Consider the following 25,965-nt stretch of genomic DNA (forward strand, 5'->3'; position numbering starts at 1 on the left):
GCAACTTTTCCATTTAATACACTATTAATCGGGCCTTTAAGGTTGACGGACTTCACCTCGCTGAGTAAATTGCCCGGGCCTTCGACGAAGGCCCTTTTCAATTCACTACGGAATCCAATGGACACAGTATCTAGTCGCTGTCGGGTTGCTGCGAAACTGCAGAATCTGGCACATAACCCAGAAAATGACGGGACTCGACTTTTCGGTCGGGTGAGCTGCGCTAGAGCTTGATGCTCCACCGTAACTTGCCTCACCGGTGTCCGTCCGGTCCAGAGGCATGTTATGAACTTCAACACCATCGTAATGCCCGGCGTACGCGCCTTTGCTTCGACCATGCGGGTCAAGCCCTGCCGTGAGCCTACGCTCGCGAAGCGCGCCATTGCGCCGTTTTCCAGCCCTTCGTCCACTTCCAAGGCACATCCGCGTGCCAACTGGCGCGTCTGCCCGATGACGGGTCGACTTCAGCAACGCTGGAACCTGGACGACAGCCAGGAACCACCGAGTCGACGCATCGCGCGTCGCGTCCGGCTGCGAAGCCGAGCCTGACAAACCGCACATTCAGTTGATTTGAAGGCACTTTAAAGTCCTTCCTTCAACGGTTTCCTGACAAGGGAAACCGACAACTTCTTATTGCCTTTTAAAACACACGTTAATTGGAGTTAGTTATGGACGAAGCCAGTAGACGGTTCGCTGCCTATCACTTCCCTATTGATAGCCAGCGAACGTTAAAACAACAAACCAATACTTCTGACATCGATCGCTTGTTTGCGGCTCGACATACATTCGCTCGCCTGTAGTTGGGTGAGCCGGCTGTGTGTCGTGCCGCCAGTCAGCGGCAGGAGCACACGCGATGACCACCGTAAAAACCCCGAATACCCGCGCCAAAGGTGCCAGCAGCGACAACGCCAAACTGTCGATGCGCGCCGCACGAGAAGCCCAGAACGGCCTCGCCATCACCCTCGCCAACCTCAATGCAACCCCGGACGGCCTCACCGAACTGGAAGTCGAGGGCCGTCTGGCGCGTGGGGGCTACAACGAAGTCGCCCACGACAAGCCGCCTCACGCCCTCGTCCAGCTGCTCAAAGCCCTGAACAATCCTTTCATCTATGTACTGCTGACCCTGGCTGGCATCAGTTTCTTCACCGATTACTGGCTGCCGATCAGCCAGGGTGAAAGCGACGACGCCGACCTGACCAAGGTCATTATCATCATGACCATGGTTACCTTGAGCAGCCTGCTGCGGTTCTGGCAGGAATACCGCTCGGCCAAGTCGGCCGAAACCCTCAAGGCCATGGTGCGCACCACCGCCACCGTGTTGCGGCGCGGGCAACGTGGCCAGGAGGCGACGCTTCGTGAAGTACCGATGCGCGAGCTGGTGGCCGGCGACATCGTGCAACTCAGCGCCGGTGACATGATCCCGGCGGATATCCGCCTGATCGAATCCCGCGACCTGTTCATCAGCCAGGCCGTGCTCACCGGCGAAGCCTTGCCGGTGGAGAAATACGACACCTTGGGCAACGTCGCCCAGAAGTCCGCTACCGGCAACGCCGCCGATCAATCGAACCTGCTCGACCTGCCAAACATCTGCTTCATGGGCACCAACGTGGTCAGCGGCACCGCCAAAGCCGTGGTGGTCGCGACTGGCTCGCGCACTTACTTCGGTTCGCTGGCCAAAGCGATTGTCGGCTCGCGGGTGCAAACGGCGTTCGACCGTGGGGTGAACAGTGTCAGCTGGCTGTTGATCCGTTTCATGCTGGTGATGGTGCCGATCGTGTTCCTGCTCAACGGCTTTTCCAAGGGCGACTGGAGCGACGCGTTTCTGTTTGCGCTGGCGGTCGCGGTCGGCCTGACCCCGGAAATGCTGCCGATGATTGTCAGCGCCAACCTCGCTAAAGGCGCGATGGCCATGGCCAAGCGCAAAGTGGTGGTCAAGCGCCTCAACGCGATCCAGAACTTCGGTTCGATGGACGTGCTGTGTACCGACAAGACCGGCACCCTGACCCAGGACAAGATCATTCTCGAGCACCACGTCGACAGCCATGGCCGGCGCGACGATGTGATCCTCGAACTGGCGTGGCTCAACAGCCATCACCAGAGTGGTTTGAAAAACCTGATGGATCAGGCGGTGGTGCAATTTGCCAACAGCAACCCGAAGTTCCGTGTGCCATTCGCCTACAGCAAGGTCGATGAATTGCCATTCGACTTCGTCCGCCGGCGCCTGTCGATCATCGTCAAGGACAGCCGCGACGACCACTTGATGGTGTGCAAAGGCGCGGTCGAGGAAATGCTGTCCATCGCCAGTCACCTCCATGAAAACGGCAGCATCGTCGCCCTCGATGATCAACGCCGCAAAGACCTGCTGGCCCTCGCCAACGAGTACAACGAAGACGGCTTCCGCGTGCTGCTGGTCGCCACCCGCGAGTTCCCGACAGCACAGAGCAAAAACCAGTACACCACCGAGGATGAGCGCGAACTGGTGATTCGCGGCTTCCTGACCTTCCTTGATCCACCGAAGGAAACCGCTGGCCCGGCCATTGCGGCGCTACGGGACATGGGCGTGACGGTCAAGGTGCTGACCGGCGACAACGCGGTCGTCACTTGCAAGATCTGCCGCGACGTCGGCCTGGAACCGGGCACCCCGCTGCTCGGCCAGGACATCGAAAGCATGGACGACACCACCCTCAAGCTGCGCGTCGAAGAACGCACGGTGTTCGCCAAGCTGACGCCGCTGCAAAAGTCGCGGGTGCTGAAGGCGTTGCAGGCCAACGGTCATACCGTGGGTTTCCTCGGCGACGGTATCAACGATGCCCCCGCCCTGCGCGATGCCGACGTCGGTATTTCGGTGGACAGCGGCACCGACATTGCCAAGGAATCGGCCGATATCATCCTGTTGGAAAAGAGCCTGATGGTGCTCGAAGAAGGCGTGCTCAAGGGCCGCGAAACCTTCGGCAATATCATGAAGTACCTGAACATGACTGCCAGTTCCAACTTCGGCAACGTGTTCTCGGTGCTAGTGGCCAGTGCGTTCATTCCGTTTCTGCCGATGCTGTCGATTCACCTGCTGCTGCAAAACCTCATGTACGACATCTCTCAGCTGGCGCTGCCGTGGGACAAGATGGACAAGGAATTCCTCAGCAAACCGCGCAAGTGGGACGCGAAGAACATCGGCCGTTTCATGCTGTGGATCGGGCCGACGTCATCGGTGTTCGACATCACCACGTTTGCGCTGATGTGGTACGTGTTCGCCGCCAATAGTGTGGAAATGCAGGGCCTGTTCCAGTCCGGCTGGTTCATCGAAGGGCTGCTGTCGCAGACGCTGGTGGTGCACATGCTGCGCACGCAGAAGATCCCGTTCTTCCAGAGCACGGCGGCATTGCCGGTGATTCTGATGACCGGACTGGTGATGGTGCTGGGCATCTACATTCCGTTCTCGCCACTGGGCACGCTGGTCGGTTTGCAGCCATTACCGTGGGCGTATTTCCCTTGGCTGGTCGGCACCTTGCTCAGCTACTGCGTCTTCGCGCAGGTCATGAAAACCCTCTACATCCGCCGCTTCAAGCAGTGGTTCTGATTTGAGCCACCCCCTGTAGGAGTGAGCCTGCTCGCGATGGCATCAGCACATTCAACATCCGTGTTGACTGACACACCGCTATCGCGAGCAAGCTCGCTCCCACAGGTTTTTGTGGTTGGATTTTCAATCAATGCAACACGGAATAAGGAGAGTTCTCATGTCGGGAACGACTCTACTGGTCAACCTCGCAGGTGCCATCGCATTGCTGCTGTGGGGCACTCACATGATTTCTTCGGCGTTGCTGCGCGGCTTTGGTTCGCCGTTGCGCCAGTGGCTCGGCCACCACCTGAACAACCGCTGGATGGCGTTGCTGTCGGGGATCGGCATCACCGGCCTCCTGCAAAGCAGCACCGCCGTCAGTCTGATGGCGACCTCGTTCACCGCCGCCGGCACCCTCGCGCTCGCCCCGGCGCTGGCGATGATGCTGGGCGCCAATTTCGGTTCGACCCTGGTGGTGCAATTGCTCAGCCTCGACCTGTCGATGCTCATGCCACTGATGCTACTGACGGGGTTGATCGTCTTTCGCCTGCGCGATGACTCACGCTTTGAAAGTATCGGCTGTGCGCTGATCGGCCTGGGGCTGATGCTGCTGGCCCTGCACATGCTCGGTTCAACCCTGGCGCACGTCGAAACCACGCCAGTGTTTCAACTGATCATGCAAAGCCTGGACGGCGACCTGCTGATTGCCCTGCTGGTGGCGCTGCTGCTCACCTGGCTCTGCCATTCCAGCGTGGCCGTGGTGTTGCTGATCGTCTCGCTGGCCGCGACCGGCATGCTCTCCGCGACCACCCTGGTGGCGTTGGTCCTGGGTGTAAACATTGGCGGGACCTTGCCGTCAGTGATCAACGCTGGATCGAGCGTCGGTCGACGTTTGCCGCTGGGTAATCTGCTGGTGCGGGTGGTCGGTGCGCTGGCGGTGTTGCCGTTTGCCAGGGAGCTGGCCGAGACGAACCTGAATCCGACGACACTGGTGGTGGTCCTGCACAGCGGTTTCAATCTGTTGTTGGCGCTGGTGTTCATCGGTTTGACCGACGTACTTGCCAATGCCCTGACCCGGCTGCTGCCGGATCCGGTGCGGGAAGTCGATCCCGGCATGCCGCACTATCTGGACGAGGCCGGCCTGGACGTGGCCAATATCGGTTTGTCCAACGCGGCCCGGGAAGCGCTGCGCATGGTCGATATGTTCTCGGCGATGCTCGGGCGCCTGTTGCAGCTGTTCCACACCTCGGCGCCGACCTGTGTCGACGACGTACGACGCATCGATCAATCCCTGGACCTGCTCAGCGCAGCGATTCGTGCCTATCTGGCCGACATCGGCAAGGAAGGCCTCAGCGACGACGATGCCGATCGCGCCCAGGAAATCCTCCTGTTCGTGATCAACCTCGAACACGCGGCGGACATTCTCTCCAGCAGCCTCGCGCAATTGGCGATGCGCAGGGTGCGCCGTGGCGAACAGTTCTCGGCGTTCGAGCTGGGCAACATCGCCCCGCTGCACGACGCCTTGCTGGAAAGCCTGAGCCTGGCGATCAGCGTATTCCTGCGCGAAGACATCGCCATCGCCCATCAATTGATCAGTCGCAAGGAAACCGTCAGACAGTTGGAAGCGCACGCCAGCCGTGAGCATTTTCGCAAACTGCAGGATGACAAAAACACCTGGGCCGAGTCCGGAGACCTCTTCCAACGCGTGCTGCGCGATTACCGCCGCGTGCACCACCACATCGCCGCCCTCGCCTATCCCTTGCTTGAACGCGTCGGTGAGCGAGTGATCGAGAACAACGATCCGGCGAAGGAAACCCCGTCATGCGCCTGCTGATTTGTGCGGGACGCCATTACGCCGACAGCGGCCATTGCCGACGGGTGCTCGACGCCTTCCAACGCACGCACCCGGTGCGTGTGCTGATCCACGGCGGTAACCGGCATCTGGGCGGCGAAATCGAAGAATGGGCGCGAGAACAAGGCATCGACCTTGTGCGTTACCCGCCTAACTGGCAGCGCCACGGCAAGTCAGCAGAGCGCTTGCGCAACCACTTCATGTTGCGCGACAGCCGACCGGACGTGGTGATCGCCCTGCCCGGCGGCGAAGACACCGAAGAGCTGCTCGCCCAAGCCCGGGCGGCCGGTTTGCAAACCCTGTCGCTTGCCACCCCCGCACGCCCGGTGTAGCAGCTGTCGAGCCCGGACGCAGCCTCGCCGGGTCTCGACAGCTGCTACAGGGGGGTGTGGTTAAAAGGGAGCTGCTTTTCAAATGAAAACTTCGAGGTAAACCTCATGCAGAAACCGACTCGTGAATTCATGTCTTTTGTGCGCAACCTGCCACCCGTGCAAGGTCGAAGGGTGCGGCGCAATCTGTGGTTCGTCAGTATCACCCTGAGCCTGATCGCACTCCTGACAGTGATGTCCAAAGCCAAAGCGGCCGGCGGTGCGTACGTGGTGGATGATGCCGCGATCAATGCACCGGGCGAATGCAACATCGACACCTGGTACCAGAGCGGTCGCCATAATCACTCATCGAGCAACGCATCGTTGTCCCAGGACTGCACGTTGAAGGGGCTGCCCACCCTGCAACTCGGCGCGGCCATTGCGCACAGTCGCGATGACGCAGACTCGGAAACTCAACTGAGCCCGCAGTTCAAGACCTCACTGTTTGCGCGAGAAGATCTCGGTCTTGAATGGGCGCTGGCAGGCACGGCGCATTTCGCTTTCAACCGGGCACACGTTTTCGATGGCAGCGAATTGAACCTTCCGTTCACCTACCAGCCGATTCGAGCACTGCGCCTGAACCTCAACACGGGATGGGCTCAGGCCTATGACGACGGGGCACAACACCATCGTTGGACCTGGGGCACCGGCGTCGAATACGACCTGGCCCGGTCACTGACGCTGATTGCCGAACGCTATGGCCAACGAGGTGCTGAACAGGCATGGCAGGCCGGTCCACGGTTTCACCTTGGCGAGCGTATCGACGTTGATGTGGTGGCGGGACGCAATCTGACAGGGGAACGTGATCAGTGGCTGACCACCGGAGCAATAGTGCGTTTTTGAACGAAATTTTTCGGTCAAGGAACTCCTGGCGCTCGCCGCGCATCCTAAACTATGAGGTACTTCCTATTTGCTTCACGCTTTCAGAGGACACCGTCATGCGCCGTCTGATTATCATCTCTTCCCTGATGCTGTGTTTACCCTTCGGCTCGGCTATGGCCAAAGTGGATGCGGGCGATGTTGCCACGTCGGCCGGGGTCTCCGCTTCGCTGTACTCGACCTTCAAGGACCATAAACTCATGATTCCCGCGCGGGATGACGCTTCCAGCTTCGTGGCCAGTGGTGGTGCTATTCGCGGGGTTTATCTGGAATCGGTGCTGAAAAAAATCCGTCAGGACAATCCCGGACTCAACGCCACCGATGAAGACCTGGCTCGCGCCATCCTGATCCAGGAAGGCGATGCTGCCGGCCAATAAAGTCCGTGGAAACAGCGGTGGGGCTTGTGACACCTGGAGTGCGTTTACAGCCCTACTTCGCTTTCCCTGCGGACAAACGTGCCCACCCGGCGACTAATTGCGCACTGACACTCACCCCGCCACAGACCACGATCACCACGTCGTGCGCATCGGCTATGGCGGGATGGTCGAGGTACGCCACCGCCAATGACACACCACACGCTGGCTCCACCAGCTGACGCAGGTCGCTGGCAAAACGGACGACCCCCATGATCGCGTCCTCATCGCGGAGCACGACGCATTGGTGACGGAAATCGCGCAGGTGCCGCACCGGCCAGGCCGCCACCTTCGCCGCGCCCAGCGAGGTCGCCACGGTATCGATGCGCGGCAACCGGACCGGATGCCCGGCTTTCATGGCCGCCGCGAAAGAAGCGGCACCCTCGGTTTCGCAAGCGATGATCCGGCAATCCGTGCGCCCATGGCGCATCAGCCCTGTGAGAATGCCCGCCAGCAAGCCTGCGCCCCCCACCGACGTCACCATCACATCCACTTGAGGACACACCTCCAGCACTTCATCGACCAGCGTGCTGTGCCCTTCCCACAATACGGGGTGATCGAAGGCCGGTACGTATTCGGTGTCGGCGTCCTGTGAAAGTTCTTTGGCCCGTTGATTGGCCTCGTCCCAGACCTTGCCGTGCACAATCACTTCGGCACCGGTTTTGCGGATCCTCGCGCGGGTTGATTCAGGGGTGGTGTGCGGTACCACAATGCAGGCGCTCAACCCGAGGCTGGCGGCAGCAATAGCAGTGGCAAAACCGGCATTGCCCCCCGAAGGACACACCACTCGGCTTTTTCCCTGCGCCTTGGCCTGACTGCACAGTAACCCCATGCCACGCAGCTTGAACGAACCGCTGGGTTGCAGGTTTTCCATCTTCAACCAGATTCGTCGGGTCGGTGTCGACAGGCCCAGGTGCAGGATCAACGGTGTCTTGATGTGAAGCATCGCGGGTGTCCCAAAGGTGAACCATTCTTATCCAAGCTTAGTTCACCCTGCCCGCCGCCCCCGGTTTAGCGATAGCGCGCTGCGGCGCTGGAGTTGCCGAACAACCCCGACAGAGTCTGACGCTGCGCTTCGTAACGGTCCCATTGTTCGCCGTCGTGCAGGCTCGGCACGGTCACCACTTCGCCGTTTGCCAAACCTACCAGCGCGGCATCAACCATTTCTTGCGCCGACATCACGATCTCTTGCGGCAGGTTTTCCACCGGGTTGCCGGCTTCGTTCCAGAAATCGGTTGCGGTCGCGCCGGGCAATACCGCCTGGACACGAATGCCTTTGTCCGCCAGTTCGTGGTGCATCGACTGACTCAAGCCCAAGACAAAAGCCTTGGTTCCGCCGTACACACCGTTGAGGATTTCTGGCGCGACGGCAACGATCGACGAAATGTTGATCACAGTGCCGGTGCCACGGCCGACGAAGCCTGGCACCACGGCGTAGGCCAGACGCATCAGCGCGGTAACGTTGAGGGTGATCATGTCTTCCATCTCATCGACCGGGCTGCCCAGCAATGGCATGACAGCGCCGACGCCGGCGTTGTTGACCAACAAGGTGATGCTGGCGTCGTTACGCAGGATGTCCTCGACTCGCAGCACATCGGCTTTGACTTTCAAATCGGCGGCGACCACCTCCACCGCGCGCCCGGTTTCATTGCTCAAGTGGTTCGCCAGAGCGTTCAGTTTGGTCTGACTGCGGGCGACCAGAATCAGGTCGTAACCCTGACGCGCGAGACGGTCGGCATACACCGCGCCGATGCCCGACGATGCGCCAGTGATCAATGCGGTGCCTTTGGATGAGAGAGCCATGTCGAGTTTCCTTCACAGTGAGGCGATCAGTTCGCCGGGTGCGAACAGTTATAGAGGCTCTTACACTTGTCTCAAATGACGTTTAAAGTACGTTTTCAGGACATGTCCTTTTGAGGGTCTGGCAATGACTAGCGTGGCATTTGTGGTGTTCGAGGGTTTCCAGTCCATGGCGCTGGCCGCCATGCCGGTGTTCGAGTACGCCAACTTCAGCGCCGGTGAGACGCTGTATCACGTCAGCGTAGTCTCCGAAGATGGCAGCACCCTGCGCGCCTCCGGGGGATTGAGCGTCGGAACCCTGGCGTTCGGTGAGCGGGTATTTGATACGGTGATCGTGGTCGGCGGCGATTGCATCGTCCAACAGGCGCCCGACAGCGTGCTGACCTACCTGCGCGACAGCGTGAGCACCGCACGGCGGATGGCGTCAATTTGTTCCGGGGCGTTCGTGCTGGCGCAGGCCGGTCTGCTCGACGGACGGCGGGCCACCACTCACTGGGCGTATGCCCGAGACCTGCAAGCGCGTTTTCCCTCGATCAAGGTGGAAGAAGACCGCATCTACGTGGTCGACGGCCCGATCTGGACCTCGGCCGGCATGACCGCCGGCATCGACCTGGCGCTGGCCATGGTCGAGAAGGATCACGGCGCGGAACTGGCGCGTTCCGTGGCGCAGAAACTGGTGATGTACCAGCGTCGTGCGGGTGGCCAGTCCCAGCATTCGGCATTGCTCGAATTGGCGCCAAAATCTGACCGCATTCAGACTGTTCTTGGCTACGCCCAGGAACACCTGGCCTCGCCGCTCTCGGTGGAGCAACTGGCCGACGTGGCGCGCCTGAGCCCGCGGCAATTCAGCCGCAGTTTTCGCGCCGAGACCGGACAGACGCCAGCCAAGGCCATCGAAAACCTGCGTCTGGAAGCGGCACGGCAGATGCTCGAACGCGGGCGCCTGACCCTCGACCAGATCGCCACCGAGGCCGGTTTTACCGACCGACGCCGCATGCGCGAAGCCTTTTTAAGGGCATTCGGCCAACCGCCGCAAGTGATCCGGCGCAATGCCAGGGCCGAGTTGAACGCGTGAACAACCGTGGGCATCTAAACTGAAACGGGCCAAGGCTCATCAGGAGGCGCCCATGAAAATCTCGGCCAAACTGGCGTTCTTCGCCATCGTCGGCACCCTTGCCTACCTCGGTCTTGCCGTGTGGGGCATGGGCGGGTTTGCGGCGTTTTTTGCCCATGGGTCGTTGGTGGTGGTTGCCCTCGCAACCGTGGTCATGACCGTGTTGTCGCTGTTCACCGAGGTCAATCTGAGTTCCGGCGAACGGGAAGACCGGGCCAATCGCTGGGTGCTGCCGGCGTTCGGGGTGATCGGGTTGCTCAGCGGATTCCTGCCAGCCTACACCGACCGGATCGACTTCTGGACCTTTGGCGGCGAAGGCCTGCGCTGGATGGGCGCATTGTTGTTCTGCCTCGGCGGCGCGCTACGCATGTGGCCGGTGTTTGTACTGGGCAAGCGCTTCAGCGGCCTGGTGGCGATTCAGCCGGGGCACACGCTGGTCACCGACGGAATTTACCGGTGCCTGCGCAACCCCAGTTACCTGGGGATGCTGGTGATTGCCGTGGGCTGGGCGCTGGCCTTTCGTTCGGGGGTCGGGCTGTTGCTGGCGGCGTTGACGGTGATTCCGCTGATTGCGCGGATTCACTCGGAAGAGGCGTTGTTGAGGGCGCAGTTTGGTGGGGAGTATGAGGCGTATTGCGCCACGACCTGGCGGCTGATACCTGGACTCTATTAGCCCCCCCATAGATGTAGGAGCCGAGCTTGCTCGCGATAGCGATATCAGCAGCCACTCAAATCCAGGCCACCGTCAACAACCCCGCCCCCAACGCCACGCACAACGGCGAATACACCCACGTATCGAGCCGGGCAAACTTCGAATCCTTCACCTCTTTGAAAAACCCGACCAGGTTCGAATCGCCAATCGCCCGGGCGAACATCAGTATCGCGATGCCACTGATCACCCATTGCAGCCACACGTCCTGCACCGCCGGCAAGCACAGCCCGACCCGCAGGCACACCAGCATCGCGATCAGCAGCAATCCCACCGCCACCAGCAACGTCACCAACCCCGACGGCTTGAACGCAGGCCTTGATTGCGCGCCCCCCTCCCCGGGCAATCGCGGTACCGCCGCCTCACTGCCCAACTTGCCACCCGACGCCCAATACACATGGACCAGGCTGATCATCAAAAAGATTGAAGCCATCCATTGCGCAACCAACAGGTTCATATTCAGTTATCCATCCAGTGAGAGCACACGTGCTCCGGGCGGCGATAGCGAATGAAGTTGTGTGGATCAGCGGTTTACTTCAGTTCGGCGGAAACTTTATCGGCCACCTCCTTGGGCAACCACGCCTTCCAGACATCCGGGTGCGCCTTCATGAATGCTTCCGCAGCCTGGCGTGGCGGGGTGTGTTTTTCGCTCATCTCGGCCAGGGCCTTGTTCAAGGGATCGATGGGCAAATCGACCTTGCTGAAGAACTCGGTGATCTGCGGGTACTGTTTTTGAAACGGCGTAGACACACCGATGGACAGCTTCGAGGCCAGTGAACGGGTTGGCTTGGGATTTGGATTGTCAGCGTCGGTCAGGGTCTTCCAGGCGTCGGCGTCGAACGGTGGCTCCTCCAGCTGGATCAGCTTGAAGCGTCCGAGCAAGGGCGTCGGTGACCAGTAATAGAACAGCACCGGCTTGCCGCGATGGATAGATGAGGTGATTTCCGCGTCCAGCGCCGCTCCGGAACCGCTGCGAAAATTCACATAGCTGTCGTTCAGGCCATAGGCGGTGAGCTTCTGCTTGTTCACCACTTCCGAGGTCCAGCCGATCGGGCTGTTGAGGAAGCGGCCCTTGCCAGGGGATTCCGGGTCGCTGAACACGTCTTTGTACTTGGGCAGGTCGCTGACACTGCGCAGCCCCGGCGCCAGTGGCTTGATGCCTTTGGCCGGGTCGCCCTTGATCACGTACTCCGGAACCCACCACCCTTCGGTCGCGCCTTTGACCGTATCGCCCAGGCTGGCGACCTTGCCTTCGGCCTCAGCCTTGACCCAGACCGGGCTGCGGCCGGCCCATTCTTCACCAATGACCTGAATGTCATTATTGGCCAGGGCGGTCTCCAGGGTAATGGTGGTGCCCGGCAAGGTATCCGTCGGTAGCCCGTAGCCCTTCTCGACAATGATCCGCAGGATATCGGTGATCAGGCTGCCGCTTTCCCAATTCAGGTCGGCGAAGTGGATCGGTGCCTGGGCGGCGAACACCGGAACAGGTGACGTCAACAACCCGAAACTGGCCACGGACGCAGCCAGTAACCGTCGAAATCCTTTCATGCTTTTGCACCTCGTGCTGTTCACAGCAATAGCAGGATGGCCTGATGAAAGACCGCAAGCCTCAAAATATTCAGTCAATTGACTGTAGTAGAGGATCCTGATTTCGAGGGACGGGATTTAATTTTCGGAAGATTCCTGCAAGAGGGATAGCTCTCTTCTGACCATGCTGGCGTACGCCGCCGGGCGCAGCGTATAGAGCTGTGACGCCACCCAATTCAGCCAGGCTCCCTGCAGAACAGCCTTCTGCTCGAACAACCGAAGGGCTTCAGTGTGGGCACTGGCCTGGTTCTGTTCGTGGAAGTCGGCGCGGGTCAGGGTCATTACTCGCTGGCCTTGAAGGTCACCAGCTCGCCCTTGCGCCACTTGGCGGCTTTGGCGGTCACGGCTTTCAGGGTTTTGGTCAGGCCTTCCTGCAACTGTTGATGAGCGGCAAACACCATCACCACGCTATGACCTTCCTTGAACACAATCGCCTGGCCATCGGCGGTGGTGACAAACGCGTAATCGCCCAAGCCATACACCGTCAGTTTGATCTCGCGGAACTTGATGTCCAGTTTGCCGCCTTCGCGACTGGGCAGGACCGAGGCGCTGAAATGATCGCCAACCTTGAGTTTGAGCCCTGGCTTGTCATCCACCACCAGTGCTTCTTCGGTGTCGATCTCGGCAATGTAAATGCCTTCGGCGTTCTGTTCGGTGACATAGACGAAACGAGATTGAAACTGTTTAACCAACTTTGCGCGCAAATCACCCAGCACGAACAAAGCATGCATATCGAGATTACTTACTGCCAAGGAAACATCCCCACATCTGAAATGGATGCCGCACGCAGGACAAACGCGCAGCAGAAAAAAGCGGCCATGCCGAGGGTCTAGCAAATAAACCGGGTTGAAATCCTGATCCGGGCAGAGGGCTTATGCATCGCGAGGTCAGTGAGCGTACTGGAATAACACTCGCGCCGTCTTCCCTCAACGTCGTCAGATGTTGAAGGAAAATGCCCTTCTTGCTGCCAGAGAAAACAGGACTACCAACTTTAAGGAAAAAACCCTACAAGAAAAGCACTTTTCCGACATATCGCACGCAAAAAATTGCTTTAGATGGACACCATTCGCCCACCCTTGATGGCGATTCTAGAGCAGCGATGCTGACAGAGACTAGCCAAAACGGCATACATACGTCGGCAAAACAATGAAAAGGACTTCATATGTGCACAATGACTCACTTTGCAACCGACCAATCGCCTTACACGCACGACGCCTTAGCGCTGTCGCAGGCGTTATACGAACAACCGCCCTTCCCTCCTGTAAGCCCTGCCCGACCCAGGTTCCAGGTCGTCCTGGCCGGTAACGCGTTTTTCCATATCAAGGAAACTTCCACAGGACGCGTCAGAGGTTTCCGCGGTGACCACAACCAGGCGTGTGCGCTTGCTCGCTCACTTGAATCACGCGAATAAAGCCACGCCTGAGTTCATTCCAATAGACGTTTCGTCACACCGTCGAGTTAACTCAGCCGTCGGCGGGCAACTACTGCCATACTGCCCGCCCCATGAAACCCGTTCCCACGTCGGACGGCGCTCAAAACAACAAAACATTTCCAAGGGAAGGCTGCTACGTGACGGAATTTGATATCGGCGAATTTATTATCCGGGGCGAAGCCAGAGAGATCGACGGCGAATTCCAGGCAGTGATAGTCATGCGCGCCAAACCAAAATTGACCACGGTGACGTATCACCAGGTCGAGAAAGATCGCTGGTTCAAAACGGCAGATGTCGCCGCCATCGCCGCTCAGGAAGCGGCCATTGAACTGAAGGCTGCCGTCGATGCAGGGGCATTGAAAGCCTGATCATCAAATTTGCCGTCTATGCTCACTCCTGTTTTTGAACATCCATCGAACTCCTGAAGCGCGGCCGCCTCAGATGCAATGAAGCCGCCCTTCAGATCTCGCATTCGACGCGACCCACCAGGAGATGAACATGGATTCACCTACACACGACTTGAAAGGTTTGTTCGACCAACTCGGTCTGGACTCCAGCCAAAAAGGCATCGACGATTTCATCGCCAGCCATTCACCGTTGGCCGGAGACAAAAAAATGATCGACGCCGAGTTCTGGACCCCGCAGCAAGCCGGCTTCCTCAAAGAACAGATACGTAAAGACGCCGATTGGGCGCGAGTGGTCGACGACCTGAATTTGCGCCTGCACCAGCGTCACTAGCCAGCACAGTCAGTGCAGGCTGCCCGCTGATTCGACGTTCAATTGCGCCAGCCAGGCAGCCCTGCACTCCTCTGCCTCACCGCGACTGGAAAACGCCGTCCCCCGGCGCTCGCCGTTGAGCAGTACCACCCAACAAACGCTCTGTCCCATCGCGCGCAAACAGGCGGGCACCCCGCTGCCAATCATCACCGCGATATCCAATTTGCTTTGCATGCTGGCCTCTCGAATTTCATTAGCAACCTAACAATGAAGGCATGTTAATGAGTTCATCCGAGAGGAAACAGCAACGAGGCTGCACAGCTTCGTTGCCGGAATCGTAACAATCGCCAGCGGCTAGCGTGGCCCTTGTGGTTTGTAACCCAGGCGCAAACCGCCCCAATGCCGGCCCTTGACGAGGATGGGCACAGAGAGATCGTGCATCAGTTCGCCGGTGTCGCGGGTATACGTCTGCAACAACACCGGCTGCTGATGGCTGCCGCAGCGGATACCGGTGCGATCAGCGAATTTGCGCTTGGTGCGGTTTTGCAAAGTATCGACCGTCGCATCGCCCGTCAGCGGCTGGCTGAAGACCGTGTTATGAGTCGGCACATAACCCTGCTGTGTGCAGGCGATGGCAAACACCAGCCCTTCATGACGCGGCAACAACGGCTCCTGAATCGTCGGCAGGACCTGATCGGTGTATCGGTCGAAGCGGGTCTGGAACTTGGCCGGGCTGGTATTGGGGATCGCCTGATAATTGCGATCAAACAAGTCATCGAGACTGACACGTCCCTGGTCGATATCCGCTTCGAAACGCGCGGCAATCTGGCTTGCGCCTTCCCGGGCCAGGTCATAAATCCGTTGGTGATAGTCATCCAGTCCGACTTCGGCCAGGCGCTCGCTGATGGATTCGGCCTGCCCTTCCATTTGCACGGCGGCCTGGGCCAGACGCTGGGTCTGCTGGTCGCTGATCGCCAGATCGCTGCGCATCTGTTCGATGGCGTGAAACAGGCTGTCGAGTTGTTCGCGATTGGTGTCGGCGCCACGGGCGATTTCCCCGACCTGATGCTCGACACCCGCCGCCAGGCGCGCAATGTTTTCCAGGTGCTGACCGGTATGCTCGACTTGCTCGACACCTGTATCGAGGTCGCTGGAGAGTTGGCGGATCTGCTCGACGACCTGGGCGGTGCGTTGCTGGATATCGGCGACCATCTCGCCGACTTCACCGGTCGCCGTCGCGGTCCGCGCGGCCAAGCCCCGTACTTCATCGGCCACCACCGCGAAACCGCGCCCGTGCTCCCCGGCCCGCGCCGCTTCGATCGCGGCGTTCAATGCCAGCAGATTGGTCTGGCTGGCGATGGACTGGATCACAAGCGTCACCCGCTGGATATCGTCGCTGCGCAGGCTCAGGGCCTCGATCAGCTCGCGACTGTTGCTGGCGCGTTCGCTGAGTTGATGCATGCGGGCGATGGACTCGATCAACTCCTTACGCCCAGCGGCACCGCTCTGATGCGCCTCACTGGCGGCGCCGAGCGCTTCGCGGCTGAGCTTGGACGTGACTTCTTCGGTCGCGATCATCGCCTCGGCATTGCGGACAATCTGCGCCGCCGCGCTGAGTTGCGATTGCAGCTTGTCCGCCAGTTGCTTGACTGAAAAGGCCACGCCGGCCGCAGACAGTGCGTTATGGCTGGTGGTGTAGGAAAGATCGCGGGTCAATGTGGTGATGGCGCTGGCGTTTTCCGCCGGCGAGTCTTGAGGCGCAGCGCGGGAACGCAGACGCGGCAACCAGATAATCATCACCGCCAACGGCAAGCCGAGGTAAAGCGGCCATCCACCCAGCGCCATGCCGCACAACAACAGCATCAGGGCGATGCTTTGCAGGGTCGGCGTCAGCCAGGGGTTTTTCGGCAAAAGTACTGGCGCAGGCGCGGCCGTCGCCAGAGATCCGTCTCTCGTCATCTTCGTCACCCCACGATCTTCTAATTGTTGTCTTCGCATTAAACGCCACTACAAGGCCATTATCTATGGTCCATTAGTCGTGGGTAGTGCAGCAGATCAATAGAGGCGCATGAGCTTTTTTACAGACGAAAAAAAGCATCGCGGGCCAGCCTTGCTCCTTTGGGAGTGAGGCTCGCCCGCGATGCGGGGCGCTACGAAATCAGGCCTGACGCTGGTGCTTGTCGATCTGTTCGTGACGCTCTTGCGCTTCGATGCAGTACTTGGTGGTCGGGCTGATCAGCAGGCGTTTCAGGCCAATGGCCTCGCCGCTGTCGTCGCACCAGCCGAAGCTGTCTTCTTTGATGCGTTCCAGAGCCTGTTCCAACTGAGGCAGCATGCGCTGGTCGCGATCGATCGCGTTGACCAGCCAGGTGCGCTCTTCTTCGACCGAAGCCGCGTCTGCCGGATCGGCCGGGGTGTCCAGGCTCTCGATGGCGATGCGGTTCTGCTCGATGCGCTCATGGGTTTCGACTTTCATGTTCTGCAACAGCTCGCTGAAAAAAGCATGTTGCTCAGCATTCATGTAGTCATCCGCCGGCATGGCCAGCAACTTGTCCTTTGTCATTGATATCTCTATAAAAAAACGTGCATTAAGGCGAATTAGGGAGCGTTCCGGCGGACCTGTTCAAGGCCATCGGAAAGGCGCCGTTTATTCCAAGCGCCACCCGGCACTCAATTTACGAGGGGCGGCAGTCTAAGGCCGACTTGAGGCCCCAGCAACTGAAAAGTCAGCGAATTTGTCCGCCAAGGTACGCAAAGTGCTCTACTGCGACCGTTGCGGCGGTTATCGGAGTGCGTTTATAGCAAGAAATTCAATCGAGCGGCTGTATATAGAAGACAAACGGCCGCACAAGCCCTCCCTTTGCTTGCAGGGCGCGGATCCTCAGCTAAGGTTGACCGTCCCGAATGGGTCCTCTGCAGGAGTGTATTAATGAAGCTGATCGGCATGTTGGATTCACCCTACGTAAGGCGCGTGGCCATTTCTGCCCAACACCTGGGCATCAACCTGGAGCACCAATCGGTCTCAGTGTTTCGGCACTTCGAGCAATTTCAACAGATCAACCCGGTGGTCAAGGCGCCGACGCTCGTGCTGGACGACGGCGACGTGTTGATGGATTCAACCCTGATCATCGACTATCTCGAAGCCCTCGCCGGCCCCAGCAAAAGCCTGATGCCCGGCGACCTCAAGCAGCGGCTGCGCGCCTTGCGGGTGATCGGCCTGGCGTTGGCGGCGTGCGAAAAATCAGTGCAGCTTTATTACGAGCGCAACCTGCGTCCCGCCGAGATCCAGTTTCAACCGTGGGTCGAACGCGTCGAAGGCCAATTGGCCGCCGCTTATTCATCACTTGAACGTGAACTGGAAAAGCAGCCGTTAGCGAATGGCGCCTTGATCGCGCAGGACGGGATTACAGTGGCCGTCGCCTGGAGCTTCACCCATCTGGTGATCCCGGATCAGGTCGATGCCGAGCGCTTCCCGCGAATTGCCGCCTTCACCGCGCAGGCAGAAAAGCTTGAGGCGTTCATCAATACCCCGATAACCTGAGCCGCCCACCCGACCGGACTCAACCATGACCGCCGCCGAACAACCCGCCCCGGCGCTGAAGGAAATCTTCAACGCCGAGCGCCTCAAGCACATCGCAACCGAAATGACGGCGGTTTACCCCGGGTTCAAGGCCAAGGCCTTCCTGAGGATGGCCAACGACGGCCTCGCCGACCTGTCGATCATGCAGCGCATGGCGCGGGTCAGTGAATGCCTGCATGCGGTGCTGCCGCTGGGGTATGACGAGTCGCTTGAGGTGCTGCGCGCCCTCGCCCCTCGGCTGAACAGTGGTTTCGTCAGTATTTCGCTGCCGCATTATGTGGCGATGTATGGCGAACATGATTTCGAGCAGTCGATGGAGGCGCTCAAGTATTTCACCGCGTTTGGCTCGGCGGAGTTTGCGGTTCGGTATTTTCTGCGCAGTGATTTGCAGCGTTCATTGGCGCTGATGCAGGAATGGTCGCGGGATCAGAATGAGCATGTCCGACGCCTGGCCAGCGAAGGCAGCCGACCGCGCTTGCCGTGGTCGTTCCGGTTGGAGCAGGTCCAGGCAGATCCGACGCTGGCGGCGCCGATTCTCGACAACCTGAAGGCGGATGAAAGCCTTTATGTGCGCAAGTCCGTGGCCAACCACCTCAATGACATCACCAAGGATCATCCGGAATGGGTGCTGGACCTGATCGAGGGTTGGGCGCTGGATAACAAGCACACGGCGTGGATTGCCAGGCATGCGTTGCGCAGCTTGATCAAACAGGGCAATCAGCGAGCGCTGGCGATTATTGGCGCCAGTGGCAAGGCTGAGGTCGAGATTGTCGGGGTGACGGTCGAGCCGGCGGTGATTCGGCTCGGAGAGAAAATCACCCTGTCGTTTGGTGTGAAATCCACCGTACCCGACAGCCAACGACTGGTGATCGACTATGCGATTGATTACGTCAAAGCCAATGGCAGCACGTCGGCGAAGGTGTTCAAGCTCAAGACCTTGACGCTGCCCGGCAACGCCAGCGAACTCGTCAGCCGTGGCCAGCAGATCAAAGAACTCACCACCCGCAAACACTACATGGGCGTGCATGCCGTGCACATCCTCGTAAACGGCGAACGCCTGGCCAGCACCGCATTCGAAATCCTCCCCTGACCTGTAGCCGCTGACGAGCAACGCGAGGCTGCGTTCGGCGGCGAAGCAGTCGCCAATCAGCCACCCCATTACCACAGGAGTACCGCGCTTACCGGACTGGGAGGACCTCGTCCTCGAACGCCGCCGCAACAAATGCCTCCAGCGCCTTCTCTTCCAGGATTTCGATAGAGAAGTGCCCGAAACGCTTGGGCAACCAGAGGATGCGTGCCCCGGATGGGGATTGCAGGTTCGCGCGGGCCAATGGCTTGCCGTTTTCATCTTCCGGCTGAACACCGGCGGCTATCAATTCGTCAAAGGCCTTCTCGATGTCCGGTGTCGAGTAGCAATGGCGATAAATCATCCCCTCGCCCGAGGCGTCCAACAGTTCCTTCAGGTTCCCCGCCAACGGCTGTACCAACATGAAGCGCTCTTGACCGATCAGCGCAATCGCGTAGCGCACGTGCAGACCACCGCGTTCCCAAATGAGGGTTCTAGAGATCCTGGCTTGCAGTATGTTCGCGTAGTAAGCACAGGCTTCGTCGAGACTATTGACCAGTACATCGATGTGGCTGAACTTCAGTTCCATTGCATGCTCCTGCCGCCCCGGCGTCCTGTCGACCCTTGGATGAGACATGGAAAACAAGTCCCCCCTTTTTTGGAATTATGCTGATGGGGTTGATTCGGGTCTAGGCTAAAGCGATCCGGGTCGTCGATCAATTTTGATCCACTGTTCGCGCCGCATCCGTCCCTGGAGCGCCCAATGCCGCCCATCACCAAGCGCCTGATGACGCTGCTTTTTCTTTACCTGCCCCTTGAAGTGCCCGCCCAGACCAGTCCCTGCCCTGCGGGTGAAAAACAAGTGTGCCTGGACAGCTGCATTTGCCTGCCAGACGTGGGGCAACTGCTCGGCCTGCCACCTGATGGCATCTACCAGATCGCCGCACCCGCCTTGGCGATGTGGCTGACTCAAGCCCGGGCTGAAGCAGCCACTGCCGATACTCAACCCATTCCACCGCACATTCGCGAGCAACTGTTGCGCTGGTATGACCCCGGCGTGCTCGATGCCGCGCGCTATAAAGTGAGCGATAACGGCCAATTCACCGCCGCCACGGCCATGCTGCAAAACCCCGATGTCGGTGCGGTGACGCTGATCGACGTCATCCTCTTTCGGGATGCTCAAACGGCAGAAGTGAACATTGCGCTCTGGGCTCATGAGCTGAAGCATGTCCAGCAGTTTCAGGAATGGGGAGTTGAGGGATTTGCCCAGCGGTATACGCAGGATTTCAATGCGGTGGAGGCGCCAGCGTATGCCGTGCAGGGTGAAGTCAGGCGGTGGGTGCGGGAAGGCAATGACTGAAGCGTTGCAAAGCTGGTTGTTGTCCAGGGGAGCTGTCGATACCAGAGAACCCTCAAGGGGTTGGGCGCCTTGGCCGAACATTTTTGACGGCACTACGCGACACCGGCGTGCGGATTGTATTCAGCGGATCTTTTTCCATTGATCATTGCTCATCGCCAAGCGAAATCCGAGATGTGACATGGCATTCATCGGATCCGCCCCCTGCCTGGCACTGGTTCGAAAGCTCGTGCAGTAGCTGTCGCTACAAAGAAAAGATCCACCTCGAATCACACGCTGAGGCGCGTTGGCCGTTGCCCCGAGTGCTGGGTCATAGCTGTCCGGCGGACCCACTGGGTTAGACGAGACTCCGCCAGCTGACTGACGTTTGAGTTCAAGGTTAAAGGCATCAGTACGATACCAATCGGCGACCCACTGCCAAACGTTCCCGGACATGTCGTACAGCCCATACGCGTTAGGTTTGTAACTTCCTACCGGTTGGGTGCCAATCTTGAATGTATTGCCGGACCCGGTCACTGGAAACGGTTGTACCTCATCCCAGGTGTTGGCCATTTTTTGGCCGCCCGGCGTGAAATCATTCCCCCACGCATAGTCCGCTTGTTTCAGCCCCCCTCTTGCGGCGTATTCCCATTCCGCCTCGGTCAGCAGACGTTTATGTGCCCACTGCGCGTACGCCTCCGCGTCTTCATGTGAAACCTGAACGACCGGATGGGTTTCCTTGCCCTCGATGCTACTGCCCGGGCCTGACGGATGACGCCAGTTGGCCCCGGGAACAAATGCCCACCACTGGCTGAAATCATCCAGGGGGATTGGCCTGTCCGTGCCCACGAAAACCAATGCGCCAGGCACCATGACACTGTCGTCCGGCTCTGGAGTACCTGCGGGTAGCTGTACTTTCAGATCGTCCCATTCAGGCTTGCGTTCGGCAGTAGTGACGTAATGTGTTTCAGCAATGAAGCGGGCGAAATCGGCATTAGTGACATCATGACGGTCAATCCAGAAACCATCGAGCCGAACCTTGTGAGCCGGCCCCTCACTGGGCTTCGCCTTCTTGTTATCGCTCCCCATCAAGAACTCGCCGGCAGGAATCCAGACCATCTCCGGGGGGCCATTTTTTCCATCACCCAGCGTCATGGGCGATGGATCACGAAGGTGCTGATACACCGCGAAAGCCAGGCCGACAGTCAGAAGTCCGACTGCAACAATGGCATTGCTCCAGCGTTTGTTCTTGAGCTGCATCGGCGCGTCCACGGGTTTGTCTGGCTGCGAGGATTGTGCGGTTGATCGCTGACCGAGCGCACCTGCAAAGACTGGTTCAATTGACAAATATCAATAAAGGCAACACCAACACAGGCCACTTTTAATCGCGCACATTCCCTGTCCGAGCGGCAACCCGTTTGCAGCGGTGTGTTCCCAAACAGGAGCCAATGATGATCCCTCCTCGTTCAACCTCGGTGCGGCGAACCGTCTCTCCCCTGCTGCTATGCCTTGCCCTCGGCGTGTACACCAACAACCCTCAGGCCGATCAACTCAATGGTCCGCCGGGCACGACCAGCACCACCCGAATCATTTCCGGCGATCAGCTACCGGCGCCCGACATACCGTTCGGGGGCACGATCACGGACATTGCGCAAAGCTCCAAACCCTACTGGCCGGCGACCATCGTGCCGCCCAAGGGCGCGCCGAATGTGCTGCTGATCATCACCGATGACGCTGGCTACGGGGTATCCAGCACCTTTGGCGGGGTGATTCCAACGCCCGCCATGGATCGCATCGCGGCCAACGGCCTGCGCTACACCCAATTCAACTCCACCGCGCTGTGCTCACCGACCCGCGCGGCACTCATTACCGGACGTAACCACCACTCGGTCGGTTTCGGGACTGTTTCCGAAACGGCCACCGGTTATCCCGGCTATGACAGCATCATCGAAAAAAACACGTCGACGATCGGCCGCATTTTGCAAGATAACGGTTACCACACCTCCTGGTTCGGCAAGGATCACAACACCCCAGCCTTCCAGGCCAGCCAGGCCGGGCCCTTCGGTCAGTGGCCAACCGGTATGGGGTTTGAGTACTTCTATGGCTTTATCGGTGGCGACACCAATCAGTGGCAGCCCAACCTGTTCCGCAACACCACACAAATCTATCCATTCGAGGGCAAGCCTGGCTGGAACCTGACCACGGCAATGGCCGACGATGCGATCGACTACATGCAACGCATGAACGCCCTGACCCCGGACCGTCCATTCTTTGTCTACTACGCACCCGGCGGCACCCACGCGCCACATAACGCTACGCAGGAGTGGATCAAGAAGATCGGCGACATGCACCTCTTCGATGGCGGCTGGAACCAGCTGCGCGAGACTATCTTTGCCAACCAGAAAAAGCTCGGTGTGATTCCGCCGGACACCCGACTGACCCCTTGGCCCAACGATCTGTTGCCCGACTGGAACAGCCTGAGCGCCGACCAGAAGAAGTTGTATATCCGCCAGGTTGAGGTATTCGCCGCTTACGAGGCCTATACCGACCATGAGATCGGCCGCGTGATCCAGTCCATCGAGGACATGGGCAAACTGGACAACACCCTGATCATCTATATCACCGGCGACAACGGCACCAGTGCTGAAGGGCAGATGTTCGGAACACCTAATGAAGTCGCCATGTTCAACGGCGTGCAAATACCGGTCGAGTTGCAACTGAAGAAATACTACGACGCCTGGGGCAGCGACCAGACCTACAACCACATGGCTGCTGGCTGGGCCTGGGCCTTTGATGTGCCCTTTACATGGGTCAAGCAGATCGCATCGCACCTGGGCGGCGTGCGCCAGGGCATGGCCATTTCCTGGCCCTCGCGAATCACCGACAAGGGCGGCATCCGTACCCAGTTCCACCACGTCATCGACATTGTGCCGACCATCCTGGAGGCCACCGGCGTCAGTGCGCCGAACACGGTCAATGGCATTGCCCAGAAGCCCATTGAAGGCAACAGCCTGCTTTACACCTTCGACAAGACAAACGCCCAGGCACCCTCCGCCCACAAGACTCAATACTTCGAAATGCTCGGCGACCACGCGCTCTACCACGACGGCTGGATGGCCAGTACCAAAGTGGTGCGGGCCCCTTGGAATATGACCGCCAAAGCCTCCGACCCCATGCAGATGCAATGGGAGTTGTACAACCTGAACGAGGACTACTCACAGTCCACCGATCTGGCGTTTCAGAACCCGGAGAAGCTCAAACAGCTGCAGGCCATGTTCATGGATGAAGCGCGCAAGTATCAGGTACTGCCGCTCGACACTTCAGTACTGCCGCGGATGATAGCCCCTAGGCCGAGCATTACGGCCGGACGCAACGTGTTCACCTGGGAACATCCTCTGAAGGGCACACCCAATGGCGATGCGCCGAGCGTGCTGAATACGTCCTACACCTACACAGCCGAGGTGGAAGTTGGCGATAACGGTGCCGAAGGCATGTTGATCACCCAGGGCGGACGTTTCGCTGGCTACGGCTTCTACCTTCTGAAGAGCAAACCGGTGTTCCTGTGGAACCTGATCGATCTGGAGCGGGTACGCTGGGCTGGTGCCGACGCGCTTACACCGGGCAAACATGTGCTGGAATTCGACTTCAAGTACGACGGTCTCGGCGCTGCAACGCTGGCGTTCAACAGTTTTTCGGGCGTCGGTCTCGGCGGAATGGGCACGCTCAAGGTGGACGGCAAAGTCGTCGACCAACACAAAATGGAGCACAGCCTTCCCTTCACCCTGGCCTGGGATGAAAGTCTGGATATCGGATCTGACACCCTCACCGGGGTCAACGACGCTGACTATCTGCCGCCGTTCACGTTCACCGGCAAGCTGAACAAACTGACGCTGAAGATTGACCGCCCCGAGTTGACCCAAGCCGATATCGAGAAGTTGAAGCAGGCCCAGCAAGCCATCGAAAGCGGCAAAGAGTAACGCATGAATTCAAAATACGCGGCGATACAGGTTGCACGCGCGCCGACGAACCAAGGAGTAAATTGACCCGGCGACGGTTGCAATTAAACCGTCGCTATCCAACCGCCGGCCAACCTCCGCGAAACGGGATGCCAAAGCTGTGTTTGTTGCGGCGATGCGATCTGGAGGAGGCAGTGAGTTCCAAGTGGCGCCTTATTCCAGCCTGGAAAATGGCAGATACTCGGCCTATAGGGGGGCTCTCAATTGAACGAGTTCATTCCTGACGCTGTACGGTTGTCCCACATCTTTTCACAAGCAACAGCCCCTACGTTTTTCTTGGGTGCAATAGCGGCGTTCGTTTCGTTAATGTCTTCGAGGTTATCAGTTGTCATCGACCGTACACGGGTACTCAATGCGATCCCCGAAGACGACCTGAGCCGTGCGCACCTCAGGGTCGACCTGGAGCGATTGCGGCGGAGGGCTGACTTATTGAGCGCCGGTATCCTGTCTTCTTTACGCGGCGGACTGTGCGCCACCCTGCTGCTCGCTATTATCTTTTTAACCGAGTTCATTGGCTTCAAGTACGCCTATGGTGCCGGTCTACTTTTCGTCGTTGCCACGTACTTCCTCGGTGTAGGTCTTTTTCGATTCGCCCAGGAAGCTAAAATCAGTGTTAGTTCGGCAGATGAACACCTGTGACCGATTCAAATTGCAAATACCCAGTCCGGAGTCCCGAGACACAGAGCGATGGTGTAACGCTATCGCCGTGCTCATCGTCAGCGGAACAGAGGCAAATGACGCACTGCCTCAGGCGAACGAAATCCCTGTAGGCGTGAGCCTGCTCGCGATGGCGATGTGTCACTCAGCATCGGTGCTGGATGGGCGGCCGTCTTCGCGAGCAGGCTCACGCCTACAGGGGGTTGTGTTTTGCCTGAGGGGTATTCAGGGGACTTCAATAGTCCGTGTATTGTCTTTTTGCCTGGCCCGCACCAAATTCAAGATCATCGCTGGCGCTGATTGACCACATTGCCGGATCGGCCCGGCAGCATACGGATCAGGGTGTTGTCGCGGACCCAATAGTGATGAAACAGCCCCGCCGCCGCGTGCAAACCGATCAGCCAGTAACCGGCGCTGCCGAGCAGTTCGTGCCAATGCTTGAACTGCCGGGCCAGATCAGGATCAACCGCCACCAATGACGGCAGGTAGAACCCGAAATAGGGCATCGGCTTGCCGCCGGCCGAGAGCATCAGCCAGGCCAGCAGCGGGGTGGCGATCATCAATCCGTACAACGCCAGATGCATCAGGTGCGAAATGCCGGTCTGCCACAGGGGCAATGCCGGGGTGATGGGCGGACGAGGCGTGAGTCGCCCCAGCAGCCTCACCCAGACCAATATGAAAATGCTCAACCCGAACAGCCCATGAAGCCCCAGAAACAGGCCCTTCAACGCATGCCCGCGGGGGAGCATCCCTTTGAGCTCGATACTGGTGTAGACGCCGACAAACAAGCCCAGCATCAGCCAGTGCATGATCATCGACAGTTTTCCATAGCGAGGTGCTGCTGAGTCGCGGGTCATAAGGGGCCTCGTAAAGTTGTTGCCGGCTGGCG

Annotated in this window: 28 protein-coding genes; 16 read left to right on the forward strand and 12 right to left on the reverse strand. The window is 59.1% G+C overall.

Annotated features, from left to right (window positions below; translation table 11 throughout):
* Positions 1-282: 282 nt before the first annotated feature.
* The 6 genes from AB4N43_RS04555 to AB4N43_RS04580 all read left to right on the forward strand — a co-directional run bounded on the left by AB4N43_RS04555 (position 283) and on the right by AB4N43_RS04580 (position 7,026).
* A complete protein-coding gene (locus tag AB4N43_RS04555; RefSeq protein ID WP_027925377.1) occupies positions 283-546 on the forward strand; it encodes a hypothetical protein in 264 nt (87 codons plus the stop codon).
* A 304-nt stretch (positions 547-850) separates the two neighbouring features.
* Positions 851-3,571 (forward strand): magnesium-translocating P-type ATPase, encoded by a 2,721-nt coding sequence (mgtA, locus tag AB4N43_RS04560; protein ID WP_460153318.1) that lies wholly within the window; start codon positions 851-853, stop codon positions 3,569-3,571.
* Positions 3,572-3,728: 157 nt separating this feature from the next.
* Entirely contained in the window at positions 3,729-5,384 is a 1,656-nt protein-coding gene (locus AB4N43_RS04565; RefSeq protein ID WP_410921992.1) for a Na/Pi cotransporter family protein, read from the forward strand.
* A complete protein-coding gene (locus AB4N43_RS04570) occupies positions 5,372-5,734 on the forward strand; it encodes a DUF2493 domain-containing protein (RefSeq protein WP_460153320.1) in 363 nt (120 codons plus the stop codon). Before AB4N43_RS04565 ends, AB4N43_RS04570 begins: the two co-directional genes overlap by 13 nt.
* A 105-nt stretch (positions 5,735-5,839) precedes the next feature.
* Positions 5,840-6,613: a hypothetical protein gene (locus AB4N43_RS04575; RefSeq protein WP_027925373.1), complete on the forward strand. Its 774-nt coding sequence runs from the start codon at positions 5,840-5,842 to the stop codon at positions 6,611-6,613.
* A 95-nt stretch (positions 6,614-6,708) separates the two neighbouring features.
* Positions 6,709-7,026, forward strand: a complete 318-nt coding sequence (locus AB4N43_RS04580; RefSeq protein ID WP_027925372.1) for a DUF2388 domain-containing protein — start codon at positions 6,709-6,711, stop codon at positions 7,024-7,026.
* A gap of 52 nt (positions 7,027-7,078) precedes the next feature.
* Here AB4N43_RS04580 and AB4N43_RS04585 read toward each other — a convergent pair whose 3' ends face one another.
* Together AB4N43_RS04585 and AB4N43_RS04590 are read right to left on the reverse strand one after the other, a co-directional pair.
* Complete coding sequence (locus AB4N43_RS04585; RefSeq protein ID WP_410921991.1) at positions 7,079-8,008, reverse strand: pyridoxal-phosphate dependent enzyme; 930 nt, start codon at positions 8,006-8,008, stop codon at positions 7,079-7,081.
* A 65-nt stretch (positions 8,009-8,073) separates the two neighbouring features.
* On the reverse strand, positions 8,074-8,865 hold the full coding sequence (locus AB4N43_RS04590; protein WP_027925370.1) for an SDR family NAD(P)-dependent oxidoreductase: 792 nt from the start codon (positions 8,863-8,865) through the stop codon (positions 8,074-8,076).
* 124 nt (positions 8,866-8,989) lie between these two features.
* Between AB4N43_RS04590 and AB4N43_RS04595 the strand changes: the two genes are divergently transcribed.
* Together AB4N43_RS04595 and AB4N43_RS04600 are read left to right on the forward strand one after the other, a co-directional pair.
* The gene (locus AB4N43_RS04595) at positions 8,990-9,937 is read left to right on the forward strand and encodes a GlxA family transcriptional regulator (protein ID WP_460153323.1); all 948 of its coding nucleotides are present in this window, start codon (positions 8,990-8,992) and stop codon (positions 9,935-9,937) included.
* 52 nt (positions 9,938-9,989) lie between these two features.
* On the forward strand, positions 9,990-10,649 hold the full coding sequence (locus tag AB4N43_RS04600; RefSeq protein WP_059181027.1) for a methyltransferase family protein: 660 nt from the start codon (positions 9,990-9,992) through the stop codon (positions 10,647-10,649).
* Between the two features lie 55 nt (positions 10,650-10,704).
* On the opposite strand, the gene AB4N43_RS04605 is transcribed toward AB4N43_RS04600, so the two are convergent.
* The 4 genes from AB4N43_RS04605 to AB4N43_RS04620 all read right to left on the reverse strand — a co-directional run bounded on the left by AB4N43_RS04605 (position 10,705) and on the right by AB4N43_RS04620 (position 13,003).
* Positions 10,705-11,142 (reverse strand): DUF3995 domain-containing protein, encoded by a 438-nt coding sequence (locus AB4N43_RS04605; RefSeq protein WP_027925367.1) that lies wholly within the window; start codon positions 11,140-11,142, stop codon positions 10,705-10,707.
* Between the two features lie 74 nt (positions 11,143-11,216).
* The gene (locus AB4N43_RS04610; RefSeq protein ID WP_194939629.1) at positions 11,217-12,233 is read right to left on the reverse strand and encodes an ABC transporter substrate-binding protein; all 1,017 of its coding nucleotides are present in this window, start codon (positions 12,231-12,233) and stop codon (positions 11,217-11,219) included.
* A 117-nt stretch (positions 12,234-12,350) separates the two neighbouring features.
* Positions 12,351-12,554, reverse strand: a complete 204-nt coding sequence (locus tag AB4N43_RS04615) for a hypothetical protein (RefSeq protein ID WP_460153325.1) — start codon at positions 12,552-12,554, stop codon at positions 12,351-12,353.
* Positions 12,554-13,003: a hypothetical protein gene (locus AB4N43_RS04620; RefSeq protein WP_172825907.1), complete on the reverse strand. Its 450-nt coding sequence runs from the start codon at positions 13,001-13,003 to the stop codon at positions 12,554-12,556. The genes AB4N43_RS04615 and AB4N43_RS04620 overlap by 1 nt, the downstream gene beginning before the upstream one ends.
* A gap of 431 nt (positions 13,004-13,434) precedes the next feature.
* Here AB4N43_RS04620 and AB4N43_RS04625 point away from each other — a divergent pair, with 431 nt between their 5' ends.
* The 3 genes from AB4N43_RS04625 to AB4N43_RS04635 all read left to right on the forward strand — a co-directional run bounded on the left by AB4N43_RS04625 (position 13,435) and on the right by AB4N43_RS04635 (position 14,442).
* Positions 13,435-13,683, forward strand: coding sequence for a hypothetical protein (locus AB4N43_RS04625; protein WP_081744002.1), 249 nt, complete (start codon positions 13,435-13,437; stop codon positions 13,681-13,683).
* A 158-nt stretch (positions 13,684-13,841) separates the two neighbouring features.
* Positions 13,842-14,072 carry a hypothetical protein gene (locus AB4N43_RS04630; RefSeq protein WP_027925363.1) on the forward strand — a complete coding sequence of 77 codons (231 nt, stop codon included), beginning with the start codon at positions 13,842-13,844 and terminating at the stop codon, positions 14,070-14,072.
* 130 nt (positions 14,073-14,202) lie between these two features.
* Complete coding sequence (locus AB4N43_RS04635) at positions 14,203-14,442, forward strand: DUF2789 domain-containing protein (RefSeq protein WP_027925362.1); 240 nt, start codon at positions 14,203-14,205, stop codon at positions 14,440-14,442.
* Positions 14,443-14,451: 9 nt separating this feature from the next.
* Here the strand turns inward: AB4N43_RS04635 and AB4N43_RS04640 are convergent, their stop codons facing one another.
* The 3 genes from AB4N43_RS04640 to AB4N43_RS04650 form a co-directional block, all read right to left on the reverse strand.
* A complete protein-coding gene (locus tag AB4N43_RS04640; protein WP_059181031.1) occupies positions 14,452-14,655 on the reverse strand; it encodes a hypothetical protein in 204 nt (67 codons plus the stop codon).
* A 120-nt stretch (positions 14,656-14,775) separates the two neighbouring features.
* Positions 14,776-16,419, reverse strand: a complete 1,644-nt coding sequence (locus AB4N43_RS04645) for a methyl-accepting chemotaxis protein (protein ID WP_407692643.1) — start codon at positions 16,417-16,419, stop codon at positions 14,776-14,778.
* Positions 16,420-16,579: 160 nt separating this feature from the next.
* A complete protein-coding gene (locus tag AB4N43_RS04650) occupies positions 16,580-16,984 on the reverse strand; it encodes a TraR/DksA family transcriptional regulator (RefSeq protein ID WP_007907888.1) in 405 nt (134 codons plus the stop codon).
* A gap of 366 nt (positions 16,985-17,350) precedes the next feature.
* On the opposite strand from AB4N43_RS04650, the gene AB4N43_RS04655 reads away from it, so the two are divergent.
* Both AB4N43_RS04655 and AB4N43_RS04660 read left to right on the forward strand, forming a co-directional pair.
* Positions 17,351-17,962 carry a glutathione S-transferase gene (locus tag AB4N43_RS04655; protein WP_460153328.1) on the forward strand — a complete coding sequence of 204 codons (612 nt, stop codon included), beginning with the start codon at positions 17,351-17,353 and terminating at the stop codon, positions 17,960-17,962.
* A gap of 25 nt (positions 17,963-17,987) precedes the next feature.
* Positions 17,988-19,091, forward strand: a complete 1,104-nt coding sequence (locus tag AB4N43_RS04660; protein WP_027925358.1) for a DNA alkylation repair protein — start codon at positions 17,988-17,990, stop codon at positions 19,089-19,091.
* 88 nt (positions 19,092-19,179) lie between these two features.
* Here AB4N43_RS04660 and AB4N43_RS04665 read toward each other — a convergent pair whose 3' ends face one another.
* Positions 19,180-19,656, reverse strand: a complete 477-nt coding sequence (locus tag AB4N43_RS04665) for a VOC family protein (RefSeq protein ID WP_059181033.1) — start codon at positions 19,654-19,656, stop codon at positions 19,180-19,182.
* A 174-nt stretch (positions 19,657-19,830) separates the two neighbouring features.
* Here AB4N43_RS04665 and AB4N43_RS04670 point away from each other — a divergent pair, with 174 nt between their 5' ends.
* On the forward strand, positions 19,831-20,427 hold the full coding sequence (locus AB4N43_RS04670; RefSeq protein ID WP_027925356.1) for an eCIS core domain-containing protein: 597 nt from the start codon (positions 19,831-19,833) through the stop codon (positions 20,425-20,427).
* Positions 20,428-20,547: 120 nt separating this feature from the next.
* On the opposite strand, the gene AB4N43_RS04675 is transcribed toward AB4N43_RS04670, so the two are convergent.
* Positions 20,548-21,663: a formylglycine-generating enzyme family protein gene (locus tag AB4N43_RS04675; protein WP_410921987.1), complete on the reverse strand. Its 1,116-nt coding sequence runs from the start codon at positions 21,661-21,663 to the stop codon at positions 20,548-20,550.
* Positions 21,664-21,854: 191 nt separating this feature from the next.
* Here AB4N43_RS04675 and AB4N43_RS04680 point away from each other — a divergent pair, with 191 nt between their 5' ends.
* Positions 21,855-24,380: an arylsulfatase gene (locus tag AB4N43_RS04680; protein WP_460153332.1), complete on the forward strand. Its 2,526-nt coding sequence runs from the start codon at positions 21,855-21,857 to the stop codon at positions 24,378-24,380.
* A gap of 243 nt (positions 24,381-24,623) precedes the next feature.
* A complete protein-coding gene (locus AB4N43_RS04685; protein WP_032833640.1) occupies positions 24,624-25,058 on the forward strand; it encodes a DUF2721 domain-containing protein in 435 nt (144 codons plus the stop codon).
* Between the two features lie 302 nt (positions 25,059-25,360).
* Here the strand turns inward: AB4N43_RS04685 and AB4N43_RS04690 are convergent, their stop codons facing one another.
* Complete coding sequence (locus tag AB4N43_RS04690) at positions 25,361-25,933, reverse strand: cytochrome b (RefSeq protein ID WP_460153334.1); 573 nt, start codon at positions 25,931-25,933, stop codon at positions 25,361-25,363.
* Positions 25,934-25,965: the final 32 nt, after the last annotated feature.

Source organism: Pseudomonas sp. S2_B07 (assembly GCF_054668435.1).